The following is a 16,986-nucleotide window of genomic DNA, read 5'->3' as shown; positions in this document are numbered from 1 at the left end:
CCGGGGGACGGACCGGGGTGCGGCCCTTCCGCGCGTGCGCGAGTGATGCTCTTCGCGCCGTTCCGGTCGGTCCGCCGGAGTCGTACGCTGAAGATATGTACGCGCGACGCCGTCGCCGGTATTTCCTGCTCATGGGCGGATGCCTGATCCTCTTCGTCTCCGCCGGAGCCTTCGTACGCATCTGGTCCGTCCCCGCGGCCATCGCGCTCTGCGTGGTCGCCCTGCTGATCCCGCCGGTCGCCGCCATCGTGGGCAATACGCGCGACAAGGACGACCGCTGGTGGGACGAGCCCCCGGCAGGCCACGAGAACGACGAGAACGACCGGTGGCTGGACGAGCTGGAACGCCGGAACCGCCCGTAGCGGCACGAGGCCGCTCACGTTCACGAGGCCGCTTGCGCTGCGGGGCTACGGCGGTTGCGGGGCTACGGCGTGAGGCGGGCTACGGCGTGAGGCCGAGCTGACGCAGCATGCCGAGTTCGTCGCTGCTGCCCCACCGCTCGACGAGTTTCCCGTCGGCGAACCGGCTGATCTGCATGCCCCGGTAGCTGACCGTCCGGCCCGTCGCGCCGTGCCCCATCAGCTCCCCGAGGTGCGTCCCCGTGATGGTGTACGCGAACGCGACTTCGTCGTCGGTGGCGACGACGTGCTCGACGTCGATGTGCAGATCAGGGAAGGCCCGCTTCATCGTGGCGAACATCTCTTCGTACCCCTCGGGGCCCGGGACCTGCCCGGGAGCCGGGTCGTGGTCCACCGAGTCGGACACGAAGAAGTCGTCGAGTTCGCCGAGACGGTTGCCGTTGACCGCGGATCCGAGCTTCTCCAACGTGGCGAGGTTGCTGTTGCGTGACATGGCGCTCCTCGGCGTCGTGCTGTCGGGCGGGCCACGCCGGTCCGGGCCGCCGCGGCCGCCCCTTCCTCCTCTTCCACGGTAGGCGGGTCGCCGACCGGTCGCGACCTCCGGATCCGCCGCGTCATCGAGGGGCCCGTACGGAGAACTCGCGGCCGTCGGGGTCGGTCATCGCCACCCCGCCGGTCTCGTCGCGCCCGGTGCCGGTCCGCGTCGCGCCCAAGGCGACGAGACGGTCGATCTCCCCCTGCCGCTCGCCGTCGGCGGGCGGGGCGAGGTCGAAACGCAGCCGGTTCCTCCCGGTGTTCGGCATCAGCGGCGGACCGCCCCACGTGATCTTCGGACCGCCGTGCGGTGAACGGATCGCGGTCTCCTGGTCCTGGTCCCAGACCAGCGGCCAGCCCAGTGCCTCGCTCCAGAAGTACCCGACCTCCTGCGAACCGTCGCCCGCGAGCGCTCCGATGAATCCGCAGTCGGCGAGGAAGGCGTTGCCCGGCTCGATGACGCAGTATTCGTTGCCCTCGGGGTCGGCGAGGACGGTGTGGCCCTCTTCCGGGAGTTGGCCGATGTCGATGTGGCGGGCGCCGAGTTCCAGCGACCTCGCGACCGTCTCCCGCTGGTCGTCGAGAGATGTGCTCGTCAGATCGAAGTGCATCAGGTTCGGGCCCGACTTCCGCTCCTCGGTCGGGACGAACCGGATCCGGAACCCGGTGTCGTCGTCCGGCAGGAGCGTGACGCCACCGGAGGGGTCGTCGGTCTTCTCCCAGCCCAGGACGCCGGCCCAGAAACGCGCGAGACGGGCCGGGTCGTTCGCGTCGAAGCACAGCGCGTGGAGGTGAGCAGTCATCCCTCGGTCCCCGATCAAGGAGGCTTTCGTCCAGGTGGTGGCTGGAGCCTGCCCAGAGGGCGCCGACCGGTCAACTCATTAACGCCCCGCGCTCACGCCGCCGTCCCGGAACCCGTCAGTAGACGAGCGCCTGGACGCCGTCGGCCATGATCTCGCTGACGAAGACCTGCGCGCCCGCGATCCGTACCCCGTCCAGCACGTCCTTCTCCGTGATGTCCCGCCGGGCGGCGCACTGCGTGCACAGCGTGATCAGCCCCGCCGCCTGGATCGACTCGATCAGCTCGGGCAGCGGTGCGGCGTGCGGCAGTTCGAACTCGGCGGCGCGCCCAGGCAGCGCGAACCACGCCGACTCGCCCGTCAGCCACAGCGAGACCTCCACCCCGCTGGCCACGGCGACCGCGGCCACCGTGAACGCCTGGGAGCAGCGCTCGGGGGCGTCGGCCCCGGCGGTCACCTTGATCACGAGCTTCTTGGCGTTCTCGGCGGATTGCATGTGCCGAATCGTAATCCGCCGCGCTACAACCCCCCTTCGTCGTGGCGGGTCAGATCTGTGCGCGGGTAACGGAACCCGCGCCTCAGGTCTCGTGGGGGGACTCTTTTGGAAGCTCAGCCAGCTCTGGAGCCGACGGCCGCTCCGGAGGCGCAGCCGCCGTCTCCGGTGGCCTTACCGGCGCGAAGACGCGGCCGTACGGCGCTGCTGATCGCCGTGGCCGCGGTGCTCGGCATCGTCGGCGGGACGGCCACGGGGTACGCCATCCAGGCCGACCGGCCGCCGACGCCCCTGCCGACGCTCGCCCAGGCCGGGCTGGCGTACCCGGCGAAACCGCTGCCCGCGGGGGAGGAGCCGAAGCCGCTCTCCGCCGAGGAGGACAACCAGGTCAGGATGGACGGCGATCTGCGTGGGCTGCTGATCGACAGGCCGGCCGGTACGCGGGAGACTGCGGTGCCGTGGCTTGAGGACGGCTGGGTGTCGGTCAGGACCTACGCCCAGTACTTCGAAGGCGGCGGTTACGCGTTCTCCTCGGCGCTGGACAACGGCCTCCGACGGGTCGCCGGTACGGCCTGGACAGGAAGCGGCGACCGGCAGGGGAACATCGTTCTGGCCCAGTACCGGCCGAGCGTCGGCACGCACGCCACCGCCGCCTTGGAGGCGCTGCCCTGGGGGATGATCGCGCGCTCCGGCTCGGGCAACCCCGTCGAGGGCACCGCCAAGGGCCGTTACTACGTCTACGACGCCGGTGACGGGACGCCTCTGCGGTACCGCGCGTACGCCGCCGCGCACCGGGGCGATGTGCTGGTCAAGATCCAGCTCTTCGACAGCGGGCCGATCGGCGAGAAGGACATCCGGACACTGATCGAGGACCAGGTGGAGCGCCTGTGAACGACCGTCGCACGCACCGGTTCCTCGGGACCGTACTGCCCGCTCTCCTGGTCGCCGGTGCCCTCGGCGGCGGGTTCGCGTTCATCAGGGCCACCGTCGACGGAGCGGACCGGAACGCTCCCACCACGGTGTGGGCGGAGAGCCGGGCCAAGCCGGCCAAGGACCCCGCCGGGCCCATCGGCAGAGGCCGCGCCGATACCGACCTGACCCGGAAGCTGCTGCCGGTGCCGCCGGGCTACGTGCTCGGACCCGACATCGGCGCGTACGGGAACGACGCCGAGCTGACCGCCGGCCAGTCGACCGAGATGATGAAGGCGACCGCGGACGACTACGACGCTCCTGCCGCCGTACGCCGGCAGGTGAACAAGGAGATCGACCGGATGGGGATGGAGGGCGTCGCGCTCCGCTCGTACACCTTCCCCGGGGGCGCGCTCACCGTTGACGTGTCCCTCATCGCGGTCAAGGACGCGTACGGCGCCCGCCGCTGGTACGAGGACGGGTCACAGCGCTCGGACGGGGAGCGCGAGGGGCCGGTCATCGAGGGCCGGAAGAACTCCTCGTGCTCCGTGGAGACCGAGGAGTCCGAGAGTGAGGGGACGCCCGACATCGGGACCATGACCTGCCTGGCGTACGAAGGCGACCTGCTCGCCATCGTGGTCGCGCAGGGCATGCCGCTCAACCAGTCCACCGTCGCCGAGCTGGTGAAGGACCAGCTCGACCGCATCGCCGCCCCGGGGGGGAACGTATGACCGAGCAGGCCGCCCCCGCCCCCGCCCCCGCGCCTGCCCCGGCCCCGCGCCCGCCCCGTCGTGTGCTGCGTGCGGTCGGTCGGTGGGCCGTCGCCGTGGCCGTGTTCGCCGGGCTCGGGACCGGTGCGGCGTACGGCGTGGGCGGGATGGAGCGCACCGATGTCCCGGGGCTCTCGACGCACGGCGACGGGCGCTGGGACTATCCGCGGCTCTCCCTGCCCGCCCTGCCGTCCGGCTCCCCGCGCCCCTTCAACCCGGAGAACGCCGGAGAGATCCACCATGCCGATCTCCGCGCGTTGCTGCTCCGGGCCCCGGCGGGTGCCACGCCGGACAAGAAGCTGACCGGCGGCTGGGTGAGCACGGAGCGGTACCTGTCCGAGTACACGGCAGAGCAGCGCGGCGCCCTCACGACGCTGCTGGACGACTTCGCCGTACGGCACATCGCCGCCCGGGGCTGGACCATGCCCGACGGCACCGTCTCCAGGGTCTACCTGCTGCGGTTCCCGTCGTCCGGTCTCGCGACCGGCTTCAAGCACGGCGCGGTGTTCGGGAGCGGCGTGGGTACGTCGGTGGCCTCGGCACCCGGTGCGGAGCCGGACAAGTCCTGGCCGGATTCGCCGCCAGGCTCCGAGATGTTCGTGAGTACGGACGTCTACGCGGAGCCCGAGCCGTACGGCCCGACGCAGGCCCGGCACGCGTATGTCGCGGCGGGGGACACCATCGGGCTGATCGTGCACGAGCGGAAGGGCGGCACCCCCGTCGTTCCCTTCCACCAGACCGTGGTGCTCCAGGGCCAGCTCCTCGGCTGAGCCCCGGCGTACGCCCCTTGGCGCACCTCGGCGAGAGGGCCGGCGCCCCACCCATTAGGCTGGGGCCCGGCCGTACCGCGTCATACCGTTCATCCGAGGAGCACCCCGTGCTTGAGGCTTTCTTCGCTACCCTGCTGGTCCTCGTCTGTGTCGGCGTGCTCGCCTTCACCGGTCTGGCCGTGAAGAAGCTGTACCAGGGCCAGCGCTGATGATCGAGATCCCTTCGGACCTGCACCCGGACCTCGTCCCGCTCGTCTTCCTCCTCGGTGACTGGGAAGGCGTCGGCGTCTTCGACTTCCCCGGTGAGGAGAAGGCCAACTTCGGCCAGGAGGTCTCCTTCAGCCACGACGGCCGGGACTTCATCGAGTACGTGTCGCACACCTGGGCGCTCGACGGCGAGGGCAAGAAGGTCAGGCCGATCGAGTCCGAGTCCGGTTTCTGGCGTATCGACAAGGACCGCAAGGTCGAGGTCGTCATGGTGCGCGACCAGGGCGTCGTCGAGGTCTGGTACGGCGAGCTGGGGGCCCAGAAGCCGCAGATCGACCTGGTGACCGACGCGGTGGCCCGTACGGCGGCCTCCGGTCCTTACAGCGGGGGCAAGCGGCTCTACGGGTACGTCAAGAGCGACCTGATGTGGGTGGGCGAGAAGTCCACCCCGGACGTGCCGCTGCGCCCGTACATGTCGGCGCACCTGAAGAAGGTCGTCAGCCCCGAGCAGGTCGCCGAGTGGGCCAAGGACCTCGGTGACCTTCCGGACGACGGCATCGCCTTCTTCAAGTAGTCCGCGAGTCCGCGAAGTGGTCCGCGCGCGGTCGGCCGGACGGCGCGGCCGGGGTACCGCCACGCCTGCCTACACTGGGGGCGTGGTGAGCACCGACTGGAAGAGCGATCTGCGGCAGCGCGGCTACCGGCTGACCCCGCAGCGCCAGCTTGTCCTCGAAGCCGTCGACACCCTTGAACACGCGACCCCTGACGACATCCTCTGCGAGGTGCGCAGGACCGCCTCCGGGGTGAACATCTCCACGGTCTACCGGACGCTGGAGCTGCTGGAGGAGCTGGGCCTCGTCTCGCACGCCCACCTCGGGCACGGCGCCCCGACGTACCACCTGGCCGACCGGCACCACCACATACACCTGGTGTGCCGGGACTGCACGGAGGTGATCGAGGCGGACACCGAGGTCGCGGCCGAGTTCACCGCGAAGCTGCGGAACGACTTCGGCTTCACGACGGACATGAAGCACTTCGCGATCTTCGGCCGCTGCCAGGAGTGCACGGCCACCGCCGCGGCAGCCGGCTCCTCGGAATCCTCGACGGGAACAACGACGGGCGCGGCCGAGTCGTAGGCTTCATGACTATGCAGCGACATTCGACCACCAGTCCTCTCCTCGCCCTGCCCGGAGCCGTCGCGGCCGAAGGCCAGGACGAAGGCGTCGCCGCGCACTACGGCGATCTGTTCCGCGAGCAGCGCGCCCTCGCCGACGGCACCGGCTTCGTCGACCTCTCGCACCGCGGCGTCGTCACCGTCACCGGCGCGGACCGGCTCAGCTGGCTGCATCTGCTGATCACCCAGCACGTCACGGAGCTGCCCGCGGGCCGGGCGACCGAGGCGCTGATCCTCTCCGCGAACGGCCACGTCGAGCACGCGCTGTACCTCGTGGACGACGGCGAGACGGTCTGGGCGCATGTCGAGCCCGGGACGCGGGAAGCCCTGGTGGGCTATCTGGAGTCGATGAAGTTCTTCTACCGGGTCGAGGTCGCCGACCGTACGGACGACTTCGCGCTCGTCCACCTCCCGGCCGGTTCCATCGCCCCGGTCCCGGAGGGCGCCGTCGTACGGGAGACCCCGCACGGCCGTGATCTCTTCCTGCCGCGCGCCGAGCTGACCGCGTACGCGGAGCAGCACGGCCCGCCGGCCGGGATCCTGGCGTACGAGGCGCTGCGCGTCGAGGGCCACCGGCCGCGGCTCGGCTTCGAGACCGACCACCGGACCATCCCGCACGAGCTGGGGTGGATCGGCGGCGCGGTCCACCTCGACAAGGGGTGCTACCGGGGCCAGGAGACCGTGGCGCGCGTCCAGAACCTGGGGAAGCCGCCGCGCCGGCTGGTCTTCCTGCACCTCGACGGCAGCGACGTCCACCTCCCGGGGCACGGCACGCCGGTGCGGCTCGCGGCGGACGGCCCCGAGGGGCGCCAGCTCGGTTTCATCACCACCTCGGCCCGCCACCACGAGCTGGGGCCGATCGCACTGGCGCTGGTCAAGCGCAATGTGCCGGTGGACGCTCCGCTGCTGGCGGGGGACACGGCGGCGGCGCAGGAGGTCGTGGTCGAGCCGTAGGGCCCGTAGGGCGGGGGCCCGCTCTGCCGCGCCCCCGCCGCCGTACGGGTCAGAAGTCCAGCAGCACCGTGAACGGGCCGTGGTTCGTGAGCGAGACACGCATCTCCGCTCCGAACCGGCCCGTCTCCACCTTCGCCCCCAGCTCGCGCAGTCGCGCCACCACCGCGTCGACCAGCGGTTCGGCCACCGGACCTGGCGCGGCGGCGTTCCAGGTGGGGCGGCGGCCCTTCCGGGCGTCCCCGTAGAGAGTGAACTGCGAAATCACCAGGAGCGGGGCGTTCGCCTCCGAACAGGACTTCTCGCCCTCCAGCATCCGTATCGACCAGAGCTTGTCGGCGAGCCTCCGCGCCTGCTCCACCGTGTCCTCGTGGGTGACTCCCACCAGCACACACAGTCCTTCGCCGACGATCTCGCCGACGGTTTCCGTCCCGGCCCCGGTCACGGCCTGGACGCTCGCGCCGTCGACTCTCTGCACCACTGCTCGCATGCGGACCAATCTATCGGGGGCCGAACGGGTGCAGACCGCCCCCATACCGGGCGCCAGGAGTGGCACGATGCACGGGAGGCGGTGCGCGGCAGGCACCCGTCGAGGGAGGGGGGTCCCCAGCGGAGTGCGGGACGGGTCTCCCCAGCGGAGTGAGGGGAAGTACGCGCGATGAGCACATCGAGCACATCCGGAGCCGGGCAGCCGCCCGGTACCGTACCGGCGACCCGTACGACCAGCGGGGTCGGCACGGGTGGGCCCGTGGCCGGCGGTGAGGGGGCGCTGCCCGCGCCCCGGCCGTACGACTTCGGTCTGCTGAGGCTGCCCGAACTGCGCGCGCTGCGCCGGGACTCGCACCGCGACGAGGGGGACCTCAGCTATCTGCGGCGGCTGCTCCAGGGCCGTATCGACATCCTGCGCGCCGAGTTGGCCCGTCGTACGGCTCCGGAGACCCCGTTGCTCGACCGGCTCTCCGAGATCCTCACCGACGCCCCGTCGCGCCACCGCAGCTCCGCCCGGCACGTCACGCTCTCCACGCCGCGCAGCGCGGAGTACCGGGCGCTGGCCGCGGAGACGCTGGCGGAGGTGGAGCTGTCGGACCTGGAGGCGCGTACGGACGAGGAGTTGCACGCGGCGATGGGGCGGCTGGTCCGCAACGAGCGGCAGCTCTCGCGCCGCCGTCACCAGCTTCAGCGGACGGCGGACGATTGCAGCGCGGAGATCGCGCGCAGGTACCGTGAAGGTGAAGCACAGGTGGACGACCTGCTCATGTAGTGGACGGGCGGTCCGTTCGCGCGTGGGCGGGGCCCCTCCTGCCCCCTCCTGCTCCCCTCCGGAAGGCCGAGGATGACCTCCAGCACGCCCAGCAGCACGTCCACCGCGGTCGGTGTCGGTACGTCCCGCGGCCCCGGAACCGGGACCGGTACGGGTGTTGGCGCCGGTACGGGTACGGGCATCGGCACCGGTGTCTCCGGCGGCGCTCGGGCGCTTCCGCCGTCGCCGGTCCTCGCCGAGGTCGTCCGGTCCGGCTTCGTGGAGGGACGCCACCGCGGTTCGATGGTGCTGCTCGCGGCGGACGGTACGGTCGAACTGGAGCTGGGCGACGCCCAGGCGCCGGTCTTCCCGCGCTCCAGCAACAAGCCGATGCAGGCGGCGGCCGTGCTGCGGGCCGGTCTCGAACTCTCCGGGAAGCGGCTGGCGCTGGCCGCCGCGAGCCATTCCGGCGAGGGCTTCCACCTCGATCTCGTCCGGACGATGCTCGCCGAGTACGGCCTGACCCCCGACGACCTCCAGACCCCGCCGGACCTGCCGCTCGATCCGGTGGAGGCGGAGTCGTACCTCGCCGCGGGCGGGGTGCGCGAGCGGATCGTGATGAACTGCTCCGGCAAGCACACGGCGATGCTCGCCGTCTGCGCGCTCAACGGCTGGCCGACGGAGAGCTACCTCGACCCCGCCCATCCGTTGCAGCAGCTCGTGCTGACGGTGGTCGAGGAGGCGGCGGGGGAACACGTCCCCACGGTCGGTACGGACGGCTGCGGCGCCCCGCTGATGGCCCTCAGCCTCACCGGACTCGCCCGCGCCTTCCGGCACTTCGTCCTCGCGGCGCCGACGACGGCCGAGGGGCGGGTCGCGGAGGCGATGCGCGCGCACCCCGAGTACGTGGCGGGCACGCGCCGTTCCGACACCTGGCTGATGCGGGAGGTGCCGGGGACGCTGTCGAAGATGGGCGCGGAGGCCGTCCAGGCGGTGGCGCTGGCGGACGGCCGCGCGCTCGCGTTCAAGATCGACGACGGTGGGGCGCGGGCCATGGGCCCGGTGCTGGCGCGGGCGCTCCAGCTCCTGGGTGTCGAGGCGGAGGTGCTGGGCCGGATCGGCCGGGCGCCGCTGCTGGGCGGCGCCTCGGAGGTCGGGGCGGTACGGGCGGCCTTCTAGGGCGCCGGGGGCGCGATCGGGGCCGCGGCACGCCCCCGCCTCGGGACGGCGGAAATCGGGATGCGGCGGCCGTGCGTCTGCGCCTAGCGTGCGGACCATGAGCATCGAGGTCCGTACCGTCACCGAGGCCGAGTTCCCCGACTGGAACCGGGCGGTGAACACCGGCTTCCTGCGGGCGCCGACCGACGCGGACGAGACGGTGGAGTGGCGGTGCGCGCGGGCCGACCTCGACCGTACCCAGGGGGCGTTCGAGAACGGACGGTGCGTCGCGACGTTCCGCTCCTTCGCCCAGGAGCTGACGGTTCCCGGCGGCGCGGTGCTGTCCGCCGACGCGGTGTCCAACGTCACCGTCTCGCCCACCCACCGCCGACGCGGGCTGCTCGGCCGGATGATGGGCGCCGATCTCGCGCGGGCGAAGGAGCGCGGGGACACCGTGGCCACGCTGATCGCCGCCGAGTACCCGATCTACGGCCGGTACGGCTTCGGGCCCGCCGCGTGGATCACCGAGTGGGCGATCGACGTGGCGCGCTCAGGGCTCGACCCGCGGTGGTCCGGCCCCGGCGCCGAGGACGGTGGCCGGATCGACCTGGTCGACGGCGCGGACGTACGGAAGCTCGGCCCCGAGCTGCACGAGCGCTTCCGGGCGCGGCAGCCGGGCGCGGTCGACCGGGACGAGCGCTGGTGGGGCGCGTTCACCGGGCAGACGTCCAACGGACTTCCGTGGACGGAGCCGTACCACGCCGTGTACCGCTCGGCGTCGGGCGAGGTGGAGGGGCTGGCCGTCTACGCGTCCGACGGCGCCTGGGGCGACTCCAAGCAGCCGCTGAACACCGCGAGCGTACGGGACCTGATCGCACTGACCCCGGCGGCCGGGCGCGCGCTGTGGCGGTTCGTCTGCTCGATCGACTGGGTCACGACGGTCAGGACGGGCCACCGTGCGCCGGACGACCTGCTCCCGCACTTCCTGCCGGACCCGCGCGCGGCGCGGATCGTGACGCACTCGGACTTCCTGTGGGTACGGATCCTGGATGTCGTACGGGCCCTGGAGGCGCGTACGTACGCCGTCCCCGGCACGCTGGTGCTGGAGATCCACGACGCGGCGGGCCTGGCGGCCGGCCGTTTCCGGCTGGACGCGTCGCCGGAGGGCGCGAGCTGTGCGCCGACGGCGGAGCCGGCCGATCTGGCCCTGGACGTACGGGAGCTGGGCGCGCTGTACCTGGGGGACGAGTCGGCGCTGCGGCTCGCCGCGCTGGGGACGGTGACGGAGGAGCGGCCGGGGGCGGTGGCGGTGGCGGAGGCGCTGTTCCGTACGCCGCGGCGGCCCTGGTGCCCGGACGTCTTCTGAGCGGCCGGCGGAGCGGAGCGGGCGAAGCGGAACGGGAGGAAGGGGCGAGGGGGAAGGGCGGAGGGAGGCGACCGGTCTCATGAGGTCCGGGACCTGAACAGCACGCCCGACAGCCCCAGCGCGACCGCCAGGATCCCGGCGCTCCAGGCCAGCGCGAGCCACGGCGCCGTACCCACCGGCAGCCCCAGCAGCAGTCCGCGCAGCGACTCGATCACCGGGGTGACCGGCTGGTGGTCGGCGAAGCCGTGCAGCCATGTCGGCATCGTCCCGATGGGCACGAAGGCGCTGCTCGGATAGGGCAGGAACAGGACGAGGAAGGTGAACCCGGACGCCGCCTCGGGGGACTTGGCGAGCAGCCCCACCGCCGCCGAGAGCCAGGACATCGCCGTGATGTAGGCGACCAGGATGCCCGCGGCGGCGAGCGCGGCGGCCGGTCCCGCCGCCGGGCGGAAGCCGATCAGCAGGGCGACTCCGAGGACGAGCGCGGTCGAGACGAGGTTACGGACGACGCTCGCCGCGACATGCCCGGCGAGGACCGGGGCGCCGCCGACGTCGAGGGAGCGGAAGCGGTCGATGATGCCGCCCTTCATGTCCTCGCTCACGCTCACGGCGGTGCCGGCCGAGCCGAAGCCGGCGCAGAGGATCAGGACGCCGGGGACGACGTACGTGACGTACTCCGTACCGGTGTTGATGGCGCCGCCGAAGAAGTAGACGAAGACCAGCATCATCATGACCGGCAGCATCAGTGAGGTGACGACGGCGTCGGTGTTGCGCCGGCTGAGGCGGATGCCGCGCCCGGCCAGGGTGACGGAGTGGGGCAGCGCGCGGGGTGTCAGGGCGCGGGGTCCGGGTGCGAGGGCGTCAGACACGGGCGGGCTCCTGGGGGCCGAGGTCGGGGGCGGACGCGGGGGTGGAGCGGGTGAGGGAGAGGAAGACGTCGTCGAGGGTGGCGCTGTGCAGGGCGAAGCGCGCCACCTCCGTACCGTCGGGATCGATCTCGTCCAGCAGGGCGCGTACGTGGGCGGCGGTGCCGTCGGTCGGCAGGCCGAGGGTGAGCGACGCGGGGGCGTGGTGCACGGCGCGGTCCGCGAGGCGCAGGTAGGCGTCGGGACCGGTGAGGACGAGGTCGAGGCGGTGGCCGGAGACCAGGCGTTTCAGCTCGTCCACGGTGCCCTCGGCGGCGATCAGGCCCCGGTCCATGACGGCGACACGGTCCGCGAGCCGGTCGGCCTCCTCCAGGTACTGGGTGGTGAGGAAGACGGTGGTGCCCCGCGCGGCGAGGTCCCGTACGACCTGCCACAGTTCCTGGCGGCTGCGCGGGTCGAGGCCGGTCGTCGGCTCGTCGAGGAAGACCACCTCGGGGGCGCCGACCAGCCCCGCGGCGAGGTCGAGCCGGCGCCGCATGCCGCCGGAGTACGTGACGGCGAGCCGGTGGCCGGAGCCCGCGAGGCCGAACCGGTCGAGGAGTTCGGCGGCGCGGCGGCGGGCGGCGGCCCGGGAGAGCCCGCCGAGGCGGGCCATCATGCGGAGGTTCTCCTCGCCGGTCTGTTTCTCGTCGACGGCGGCGAACTGTCCGGTCAGGCTGAGGGCGCCGCGTACCCGCCGCCGGTCGGTGACGACGTCGTACCCGGCGACGCGGGCGGTGCCGCGGTCCGGGGTGGTGAGGGTGGTGAGGATCCGCACGGCGGTGGTCTTGCCGGCGCCGTTGGGCCCGAGGAGGGCGAAGACGGTGCCGCGCTCGACGCGGAGGTCGATGCCGCGGAGTACGCGGACGGCCGCTTTCCCCGTGCCCCGGTAGGACTTTTCGAGGCCGGTGGCCTCGATGGCCGTGTCTGCGGTGGCCGCCGTGTCTGCCGTGTCTGTTGTGCCTGTCGTGTCTGAACGCACGGTCACTCCTCCTTCTCCTGCTTCTCCGCTTCTTCTGCGTATGGCATACGCGTTACTGTGTAAGGGTTACGCATTACTAGGATGGGAGTCAAGCGGCGGGGAGCGGGAGAAGAGGGGTACGGCGATGACGGGCAACGCGGGCGGCACGGCCGAGGGGGGCGGTACGGGGCTTCCCGCCAGCATCGAGGCGGCCTGGGGGCTGCGCGAACGCCCGTCCAAGGGGCCGAGGCCCGGCCTCACCCTGGCGCGCATCGTCGACGCGGCGGTCGGCCTCGCGGCGGCGGAGGGTCTGGGCGCGGTCTCGATGGGGCGGGTCGCCAAGGAGCTCGGCGTCTCCACGATGTCGCTGTACCGGTACGTCGCCGCCAAGGACGAGCTGTACATCCTCATGCTGGAGGAGGCGATCGGCGCCCCGCCCCCACCGACGGACCCGGCGCTCGGCTGGCGCGAGGCGCTGACCTGGTGGGCCACGGCGCAGCGGGAGGCGTTCCACCGGAACCTGTGGTCGCTGCGCCTTCCGGTCTCCGGCCCGCCCAGCACGCCCCACATGGTGGCGTGGTGGGAACAGGGGATGGTGGCACTGGACGGTACGGGCCTCGACGACGGAACCAGGATCTCGGTGATCCTGCTGGTCAGCGGCTTCGTACGGAACGAGGCGCTGCTGATGGCGGATCTGGACGCGGCGGTCGGGGCGAGCGGTGCGTCGGCCCGGCAGGTGAGGGAGGGGTACGGGCGCACCCTCCGGCGTCTGGCCGACCCGGCCCGCTACCCGTCGGTCGCCCGGCTGCTGGCCGAGGGGGGCCTGGAGGAGGACGGGGAACCGGACGCCGACTTCACCTTCGGCCTGAACTGCCTTCTGGACGGGGTGGAGGCGCGGATCCGGCGGCAGGGGTGAGCGCGCCGCACCCGTAGGCTTCACCGTCATGAACGGCGACGGCGACAACGAGGTCCTCGACCCCGACTTCCACCCCGGCCCCCATCTCGACCCCCACCCGGGCTCCGACTCCGCGCCCCACTCCGATGTCGGTCTGCGGGAGCGGAAGAGACGCCGGCGCTACCAGGAGATCTCGGAGGCCGCGATCGCGCTCTTCCTCGCGAAGGGCTTCGACCGGGTCCCGGTCGCGGAGGTCGCCGCCGCCGTCGAGATCTCCAAGCCCACCCTCTTCCGGTACTTCCCGGCCAAGGAGGACCTGGTGCTGCACCGTTTCGCCGACCACGAGGACGAGGCCGCCCGCGTGGTCTCCGGCCGGCCCGACGGCGTACGCCCGCTGGACGCGCTGCGCCTCCACTTCCTGACCGGACTCGACCGGCGCGACCCGGTGACCGGGCTCAACGACGCCGAGGGCGTGCTCGCCTACCACCGGCTGCTGTACGGGACGCCGAGCCTGGTGGCCCGGTTGTACGGATACCAGCGGCGCTCCGAGGAGGCGCTGGCCGCCGCCCTCGGGAGCGGGATCGAGGGGGCGCTCGGCGCGGCGCAGATCGTCGCCGTACACCGTGTCCTCGCGCAGGAGAACTGGCGGCGGATCGCGGCGGGCGAGCCGGCCGGGGCGGTGTATCCCGACGCGGTGGCCTCGGCGGAGCTGGCCTTCGAGCGGCTGCGCAGCGGACTCGGCCTCTGGTGACGGGGTCCTCGCCCGTCATTTGGTTAACTCGGTAAGGTTTTTTACTCGGTCACGCTATTCTTGGTGGAATGACCGCAGCCGAAGCACTCGACGAGGAACGGACCTACCACCAGACCTGCCGCGCCGCGCTGACCGGCATGGTGGACGACGCGCACGAACAGATCGTCACCGGCGAGAACGCCTTCGCCTCCGGCGCCGACGCCGAGGTCCTCGGCCGCCATCTGCGCAGCTACGCCGAGGAGTTGCGGCAGGAGCCCGACAGCCCGCTGTTCTTCGGCCGCCTCGACTTCACCGGCGGCCCGGCCGCCGGCGACCACGACGGGCAGAGCTACCACATCGGCCGCCGCCGGATCTCCGAACACCCCGCCGCCCCGCCCCTCGTGGTGGACTGGCGGGCGCCCGTCGCGCGCGCCTTCTACCGTGCGAGCGCCGCCGACCCGCAGGGCGTGGCCGTGCGCCGCAGGTTCGGGTGGGCCCCGTGGAGCAAAGGGGAACCGGAGGACCTGACCGGCCTGGAGGACGAGCTTCTCGACTCCGGGGCGGCGGCGGGGACGGGGACGGTGACGGCAGGGGCGACGGACGCCGCCGGGAGCGCCATCCTCACCGGCGAGATCGAGCGCCCCCGCATCGGGCCCATGCGTGACATCGCCGCCACCATCCAGCCCGAGCAGGACGAACTCGTACGGTCGGAACTCGGCCGCTCCCTCTGCGTCCAGGGCGCGCCCGGCACCGGCAAGACCGCCGTCGGCCTGCACCGCGCCGCGTACCTCCTCTACACCTACCCGCAGCGGCTGCGACGCGGCGGGCTGCTGGTCCTCGGGCCCAACCGGACGTTCCTCTCCTACATCTCCGAAGTGCTGCCCGCCCTCGGCGAGATCGGCATCCGCCAGTCGACGGTCGGCGACGAGATCGCGCGCCATCCGGTGCGGACGCACGACACGGAGGCGGCGGCGGTCGTCAAGCACGACGCCCGTATGGCCGAGGTCCTGCGCCGCGCTCTGTACGGACGGGTCGCGGGGCCCGCGTCCTCCCTGGCGCCGCTCGCCGTGGCGGACGGTTCGTACCGCTGGCGCCTCGAACCCGACGAACTGGCCCGTACCGTCGCGGAGGTGCGGGCCGAGGCGCCCCCGTACGGCGTCGGCAGGGAGCGGGTCCGCAGCCGCGCCGTACGGGCTCTTCAGCTCCGGGCGGAGCGGCGTTCGGGTCCGCGGTCGGCGCTGTGGGTACGGCGGGTGGGCGGTTCGCGGGCGGTCACCGCGTACCTGGACGCGGTGTGGCCCAAGGTGAGCCCCGAAGAGGTGCTGGCCGGAGTGCTGGCCGATCCGGCGGCGTCGGCGGACACCCTCCTCACGCCCGGTGAGCGCCGGGCGATCCTCCGCGCGGGCGCCCGCCTCCCCTCGGGGCCCCGGGCGGCCAGGAAACTGCCCTGGTCCGCGGCCGATCTGGTGCTGCTGGACGAACTCGCCGGGCTGATCGAACACCCCGAGGGGTACGGCCACGTCGTCATCGACGAGGCGCAGGACCTCTCCCCGATGGAGTGCCGCGCGATCGCGCGCCGCGCGGCCTTCGGTTCGCTGACGGTGCTGGGCGATCTCGCACAGGGCACCACCCCGTGGGCGGCCCGCTCCTGGCCCGCCCTCCTCGCCCACCTCGGCCGGCCGGACGCGCCCGTGATCTCGCTGACCACCGGATTCCGGGTGCCCGGCTCGGTCGTGGAACTCGCCAACCTGCTGCTCGCCTCGCTGGACGTCGACGTGCCGCCGGCCCGTTCCCTGCGTGGCGCGGGGGAGTTGACGATCAGCCGGGTGGGAGAGGGCGGCGGTCCGGGCGGGCTGGACGCGGTGGTGGCCGACGCGGTACGGGTGGCGCTCGCCCGCGAGGGCTCGATCGGCGTGATCGCCGCCGGGCCCGAGGCGGACCGGCTCCGTACCGTCCTCGCGGGGGCCGGGATCGCCACCGTCACGGCGGACGACCTCGGCGCGCCGGCGGCCAGGGTGACGGTGCTGCCCGCGACGGCGGCGAAGGGGCTGGAGTACGACCACGTCGTCCTGGTCGAACCGGCGGCGGTACTGGCGGCCGAGGCCCGCGGGGCGCACCGCCTGTACGTGGCGCTCACCCGCGCGGTCTCCCGCCTGCACATCGTGCACGCCCGCCCGCTGCCGGGGGAGTTGGGGCAGGGGCCCGGGGTGTCGTGAACTTCCGCTGTGGCTACGGCTGTTACGGACGGTCCGGTCGGCGGTCGGACCTGCCGGGCTCCGTCCCGCCCAGCGGCCCGAGGAACTGCGGGCGCCGCGCTGCGCGACGAGGCCAAGATCGGCACGATCGGACTCGGCAGCGTGAGCCTCGACGCGCTGCGCCGGGCGGACCCGGCGGGCACCGCCCGCGTACAGAACCCCTACAGCCTCGTGGCGCGCGACGACGAGGACATGCCCGCGCTCCGCTCCGCCGAGGAGATCGCCTGGGTGCCGTCTTGAGGTGAACATCGCGGCGGGCGCGATCACGTTCGACGACGCCACGCCGGCCGCGCTCGACGCCGTACCGACATGCTCGGCTTCCGTACCCCTCGCCTGATCCGCCGTCAGGAGCGCTCGCCGGGCACCTCGGTCCGCCATGGGGAAACAATGGCCTGTACGTTGCTCTCGGCAGGAAGCGGAGAGCCATCCGTATGCGGTCGTACAGCGGTATTCCGTCCATGTCCAGATGAACCGGACCCAGGTGTTCCGGGCGCACCAACGAGGCGGCA

20 protein-coding genes are annotated in these 16,986 nt (G+C 72.6%); 14 read left to right on the top strand and 6 right to left on the bottom strand.

Annotated features, from left to right (window positions below; genetic code table 11):
- Positions 1–17: 17 nt before the first annotated feature.
- Positions 18–362: a DUF3099 domain-containing protein gene (locus ACFXPL_RS28825; RefSeq protein ID WP_384925050.1), complete on the top strand. Its 345-nt coding sequence runs from the start codon at positions 18–20 to the stop codon at positions 360–362.
- Positions 363–441: 79 nt separating this feature from the next.
- On the opposite strand, the gene ACFXPL_RS28820 is transcribed toward ACFXPL_RS28825, so the two are convergent.
- The 3 genes from ACFXPL_RS28820 to ACFXPL_RS28810 form a co-directional block, all read right to left on the bottom strand.
- Positions 442–852, bottom strand: coding sequence for an ester cyclase (locus ACFXPL_RS28820; protein WP_384925036.1), 411 nt, complete (start codon positions 850–852; stop codon positions 442–444).
- Between the two features lie 121 nt (positions 853–973).
- Positions 974–1,696: a VOC family protein gene (locus ACFXPL_RS28815; protein ID WP_384925034.1), complete on the bottom strand. Its 723-nt coding sequence runs from the start codon at positions 1,694–1,696 to the stop codon at positions 974–976.
- Between the two features lie 115 nt (positions 1,697–1,811).
- On the bottom strand, positions 1,812–2,189 hold the full coding sequence (locus ACFXPL_RS28810) for a DsrE family protein (RefSeq protein ID WP_384925032.1): 378 nt from the start codon (positions 2,187–2,189) through the stop codon (positions 1,812–1,814).
- A 105-nt stretch (positions 2,190–2,294) separates the two neighbouring features.
- Here ACFXPL_RS28810 and ACFXPL_RS28805 point away from each other — a divergent pair, with 105 nt between their 5' ends.
- The 6 genes from ACFXPL_RS28805 (at position 2,295) to ACFXPL_RS28780 (ending at position 6,970) form a co-directional block, all read left to right on the top strand.
- Positions 2,295–3,077 (top strand): hypothetical protein, encoded by a 783-nt coding sequence (locus ACFXPL_RS28805; RefSeq protein WP_384925030.1) that lies wholly within the window; start codon positions 2,295–2,297, stop codon positions 3,075–3,077.
- Positions 3,074–3,826: a hypothetical protein gene (locus tag ACFXPL_RS28800; RefSeq protein WP_384925028.1), complete on the top strand. Its 753-nt coding sequence runs from the start codon at positions 3,074–3,076 to the stop codon at positions 3,824–3,826. The genes ACFXPL_RS28805 and ACFXPL_RS28800 overlap by 4 nt, the downstream gene beginning before the upstream one ends.
- A complete protein-coding gene (locus tag ACFXPL_RS28795; RefSeq protein ID WP_384925026.1) occupies positions 3,823–4,635 on the top strand; it encodes a hypothetical protein in 813 nt (270 codons plus the stop codon). The genes ACFXPL_RS28800 and ACFXPL_RS28795 overlap by 4 nt, the downstream gene beginning before the upstream one ends.
- A 208-nt stretch (positions 4,636–4,843) precedes the next feature.
- Positions 4,844–5,416, top strand: a complete 573-nt coding sequence (locus ACFXPL_RS28790; RefSeq protein WP_384925024.1) for an FABP family protein — start codon at positions 4,844–4,846, stop codon at positions 5,414–5,416.
- Between the two features lie 82 nt (positions 5,417–5,498).
- On the top strand, positions 5,499–5,978 hold the full coding sequence (locus ACFXPL_RS28785; protein ID WP_384925022.1) for a Fur family transcriptional regulator: 480 nt from the start codon (positions 5,499–5,501) through the stop codon (positions 5,976–5,978).
- A gap of 11 nt (positions 5,979–5,989) precedes the next feature.
- The gene (locus tag ACFXPL_RS28780; protein ID WP_384925021.1) at positions 5,990–6,970 is read left to right on the top strand and encodes a YgfZ/GcvT domain-containing protein; all 981 of its coding nucleotides are present in this window, start codon (positions 5,990–5,992) and stop codon (positions 6,968–6,970) included.
- A gap of 49 nt (positions 6,971–7,019) precedes the next feature.
- Here the strand turns inward: ACFXPL_RS28780 and dtd are convergent, their stop codons facing one another.
- Positions 7,020–7,457, bottom strand: coding sequence for a D-aminoacyl-tRNA deacylase (dtd, locus tag ACFXPL_RS28775; RefSeq protein WP_384925019.1), 438 nt, complete (start codon positions 7,455–7,457; stop codon positions 7,020–7,022).
- A 168-nt stretch (positions 7,458–7,625) separates the two neighbouring features.
- Here dtd and ACFXPL_RS28770 point away from each other — a divergent pair, with 168 nt between their 5' ends.
- The 3 genes from ACFXPL_RS28770 to ACFXPL_RS28760 all read left to right on the top strand — a co-directional run bounded on the left by ACFXPL_RS28770 (position 7,626) and on the right by ACFXPL_RS28760 (position 10,731).
- Positions 7,626–8,228: an ABC transporter substrate-binding protein gene (locus tag ACFXPL_RS28770; protein WP_384925017.1), complete on the top strand. Its 603-nt coding sequence runs from the start codon at positions 7,626–7,628 to the stop codon at positions 8,226–8,228.
- 72 nt (positions 8,229–8,300) lie between these two features.
- Positions 8,301–9,386: an asparaginase gene (locus ACFXPL_RS28765; protein WP_384925016.1), complete on the top strand. Its 1,086-nt coding sequence runs from the start codon at positions 8,301–8,303 to the stop codon at positions 9,384–9,386.
- Positions 9,387–9,483: 97 nt separating this feature from the next.
- Entirely contained in the window at positions 9,484–10,731 is a 1,248-nt protein-coding gene (locus ACFXPL_RS28760) for a GNAT family N-acetyltransferase (RefSeq protein WP_384925014.1), read from the top strand.
- A 77-nt stretch (positions 10,732–10,808) separates the two neighbouring features.
- Here ACFXPL_RS28760 and ACFXPL_RS28755 read toward each other — a convergent pair whose 3' ends face one another.
- Positions 10,809–11,567, bottom strand: coding sequence for an ABC transporter permease (locus tag ACFXPL_RS28755; RefSeq protein ID WP_384925048.1), 759 nt, complete (start codon positions 11,565–11,567; stop codon positions 10,809–10,811).
- A gap of 25 nt (positions 11,568–11,592) precedes the next feature.
- Entirely contained in the window at positions 11,593–12,618 is a 1,026-nt protein-coding gene (locus ACFXPL_RS28750) for an ATP-binding cassette domain-containing protein (protein ID WP_384925013.1), read from the bottom strand.
- A gap of 124 nt (positions 12,619–12,742) precedes the next feature.
- Between ACFXPL_RS28750 and ACFXPL_RS28745 the strand changes: the two genes are divergently transcribed.
- The 4 genes from ACFXPL_RS28745 (at position 12,743) to ACFXPL_RS28730 (ending at position 16,717) form a co-directional block, all read left to right on the top strand.
- Entirely contained in the window at positions 12,743–13,513 is a 771-nt protein-coding gene (locus ACFXPL_RS28745) for a TetR/AcrR family transcriptional regulator (RefSeq protein ID WP_384925012.1), read from the top strand.
- Positions 13,514–13,541: 28 nt separating this feature from the next.
- Positions 13,542–14,243 (top strand): TetR family transcriptional regulator, encoded by a 702-nt coding sequence (locus ACFXPL_RS28740; RefSeq protein ID WP_384925011.1) that lies wholly within the window; start codon positions 13,542–13,544, stop codon positions 14,241–14,243.
- Between the two features lie 68 nt (positions 14,244–14,311).
- A complete protein-coding gene (locus tag ACFXPL_RS28735) occupies positions 14,312–16,438 on the top strand; it encodes a HelD family protein (RefSeq protein WP_384925009.1) in 2,127 nt (708 codons plus the stop codon).
- A 9-nt stretch (positions 16,439–16,447) separates the two neighbouring features.
- On the top strand, positions 16,448–16,717 hold the full coding sequence (locus tag ACFXPL_RS28730) for a hypothetical protein (RefSeq protein ID WP_384925007.1): 270 nt from the start codon (positions 16,448–16,450) through the stop codon (positions 16,715–16,717).
- The last annotated feature ends 269 nt before the right edge of the window (positions 16,718–16,986 follow it).

The organism is Streptomyces sp. NPDC059092, assembly GCF_042756365.1.
Classification (GTDB): Bacteria; Actinomycetota; Actinomycetes; order Streptomycetales; family Streptomycetaceae; genus Streptomyces.
The sequence above is the reverse complement of the archived record's forward strand: the minus strand, read 5'-3'. Positions and strand labels throughout refer to the sequence as shown.

Coding starts and splice junctions, on each gene's coding strand:
- ACFXPL_RS28745 (WP_384925012.1), top strand. CDS start 12,743: ATGACGGGCAACGCGGGCGGCACGGCCGAGGGGGGCGGTACGGGGCTT.
- ACFXPL_RS28790 (WP_384925024.1), top strand. CDS start 4,844: ATGATCGAGATCCCTTCGGACCTGCACCCGGACCTCGTCCCGCTCGTC.
- ACFXPL_RS28815 (WP_384925034.1), bottom strand. CDS start 1,696: ATGACTGCTCACCTCCACGCGCTGTGCTTCGACGCGAACGACCCGGCC.
- ACFXPL_RS28795 (WP_384925026.1), top strand. CDS start 3,823: ATGACCGAGCAGGCCGCCCCCGCCCCCGCCCCCGCGCCTGCCCCGGCC.
- ACFXPL_RS28780 (WP_384925021.1), top strand. CDS start 5,990: ATGCAGCGACATTCGACCACCAGTCCTCTCCTCGCCCTGCCCGGAGCC.
- ACFXPL_RS28740 (WP_384925011.1), top strand. CDS start 13,542: ATGAACGGCGACGGCGACAACGAGGTCCTCGACCCCGACTTCCACCCC.
- dtd (WP_384925019.1), bottom strand. CDS start 7,457: ATGCGAGCAGTGGTGCAGAGAGTCGACGGCGCGAGCGTCCAGGCCGTG.
- ACFXPL_RS28735 (WP_384925009.1), top strand. CDS start 14,312: ATGACCGCAGCCGAAGCACTCGACGAGGAACGGACCTACCACCAGACC.
- ACFXPL_RS28810 (WP_384925032.1), bottom strand. CDS start 2,189: ATGCAATCCGCCGAGAACGCCAAGAAGCTCGTGATCAAGGTGACCGCC.
- ACFXPL_RS28765 (WP_384925016.1), top strand. CDS start 8,301: ATGACCTCCAGCACGCCCAGCAGCACGTCCACCGCGGTCGGTGTCGGT.
- ACFXPL_RS28820 (WP_384925036.1), bottom strand. CDS start 852: ATGTCACGCAACAGCAACCTCGCCACGTTGGAGAAGCTCGGATCCGCG.
- ACFXPL_RS28760 (WP_384925014.1), top strand. CDS start 9,484: ATGAGCATCGAGGTCCGTACCGTCACCGAGGCCGAGTTCCCCGACTGG.
- ACFXPL_RS28770 (WP_384925017.1), top strand. CDS start 7,626: ATGAGCACATCGAGCACATCCGGAGCCGGGCAGCCGCCCGGTACCGTA.